Source organism: Massilia sp. CT11-108 (genome assembly GCF_047302915.1).
Lineage (GTDB): Bacteria > Pseudomonadota > Gammaproteobacteria > Burkholderiales > Burkholderiaceae_D > Telluria > Telluria orientalis.
This window is the reverse complement of record NZ_JBKYMO010000832.1, coordinates 1-1,611: the sequence shown is the minus strand read 5'-3', so window position 1 is coordinate 1,611 and position 1,611 is coordinate 1. Positions and strand designations below refer to the sequence as shown.

2 protein-coding genes are annotated in these 1,611 nt (G+C 70.5%); both read right to left on the bottom strand.

What is annotated here, in order from left to right; genetic code table 11:
- Positions 1–822 (bottom strand): ubiquinone anaerobic biosynthesis protein UbiV (gene ubiV / locus ACEN88_RS31195; RefSeq protein ID WP_413345975.1); only part of this gene is annotated, 822 nt, incomplete at its 3' end.
- Positions 823–842: 20 nt separating this feature from the next.
- A partial coding sequence (locus tag ACEN88_RS31190) for a peptidase U32 family protein (RefSeq protein WP_413345973.1) occupies positions 843–1,611 on the bottom strand: 769 nt, incomplete at its 5' end.

Below are 1,611 nucleotides of genomic sequence, written 5' to 3'. Positions count from 1 at the left end.
CCACGCGCCCATGCGCTCGCGCGCGGCGGCCCCGGTCAGGGCGCCCGTCAGCACGCCGTGCACGCTGGCGACGATGTCCGCCATGTGGGCCGACTGCGGGCTGAGACGTACGACGCCCACGCCCAGTGCGCGCATGGCGGGCAGTACGTCGACGAGGTTGTAGACCTTCGCGGACTGGGTCTGGATGCCGTTCAGGACGAGGAACGGCTTGCCTTCCTGCGTGTTCAGCACGAGGCCGTCCGGGTGCTCCAGGCAGCTGAAGCGGCAATCGTCCTTGGGCAGGTTGCGGTGGCGCGCCGTGAAGCAGCGCGCGGAAAACGCGAGCGGCATGCGGCCGTAGGCGAACACCTCGGTCTCCACGCCGGCCGGCAGGGCGGCCTGCATGGCGGCGAGGCTGGCGGACGGCATTTCCAGCGGCGCGACCCAGCGCACGGCGCCGGCACGCGCGAGCACGGCCAGCGTGGCCGGGTTGTACACGTTCAGGTGGGGGCCGGCGACGAAGGGGCGGCCGTCGACGCAGTGGACGGCGCCCATGTCGTTGGCCTCGACGAGGAAGCGGCCGTTGCCGCCCACGCGGCGCAGGGTACTCAGGTCGGATGGCGATTCGATCAGCACCTGGGTGGACAGCACGACGTCCTTGCCGGCGCCGGCCAGCCGTTCGGCCAGGGTGAGCCAGTCGGAAGGACGCAGCTCGTGCCGGCGCGAGCAGACCGTTTCGCCGAGGTAGACGATGTCGACGGGCGTTTCCGCCATCGCATCGTAGAACGCGAACACCGTGTCGCGCGGCCAGTAGTATTGCAGGGGCCCGAGGGCAATCTTCATGATGGTCTTCCGGTGCGGGGTCATTTCCAGGGGCGGTGGTAGGCACCCAGCGTGTGCTGGCTGCCTTCGGCGACGTTGTCCAGGCTCGTCATCCACTCGCGCCGGACCGTGTAGCGGCCGTGTTCCGCGAGGCAGGCGTCGATCGCGGCGCGCCACACCTTCGTGACCTGGGCCACGTACGCGGGGCTGCGTTGGCGGCCTTCGATCTTGACGGCGCGCGCGCCCACCGCCGCGAGCTTCGGCAGGATCTCGAGCGTGTTCAGGCTCGCCGGTTCCTCGATCGCGTAATACGTCTCGCCGTCCACGTCGAAGCGGCCCTTGCACAAGGTGGGGTAGCCGGCCTGCTCGCCGTCGGCGTAGCGGTCGATCAGGACGTCGTACAGGCGCGCCTCCAGTGCGCGCGGCGTCCGCGTCCAGCGCACGGCCTTCGCGGGCGAGCACACGCCATGCGTGTTGGGCGATTCCCCGGTGGCGTACGACGACAGCTGGCAGCGGCCCTCGGCCATCACGCACAGGCTGCCGAAGCCGAACACTTCGATCTCGACGGGCGAATGCTCGATGACTTTTTCCGCCTGGGCCAGCGACAGCACGCGCGGCAGCACGGCGCGCGCGATGCCGAAGTGGCGGTGGTAGAAGGCGATGGCGTCGATGTTCGTCGCCGATCCCTGCACGGACAGGTGCAGCCGCAGCTGCGGATGCACGCGCGCCGCGTAGTCCATCAGGCCCGGGTCGGCCAGGATCACGGCGTCGATGCCGTGCGTGGCGGCGCGGTCGAGCGCGCGCCGCCAC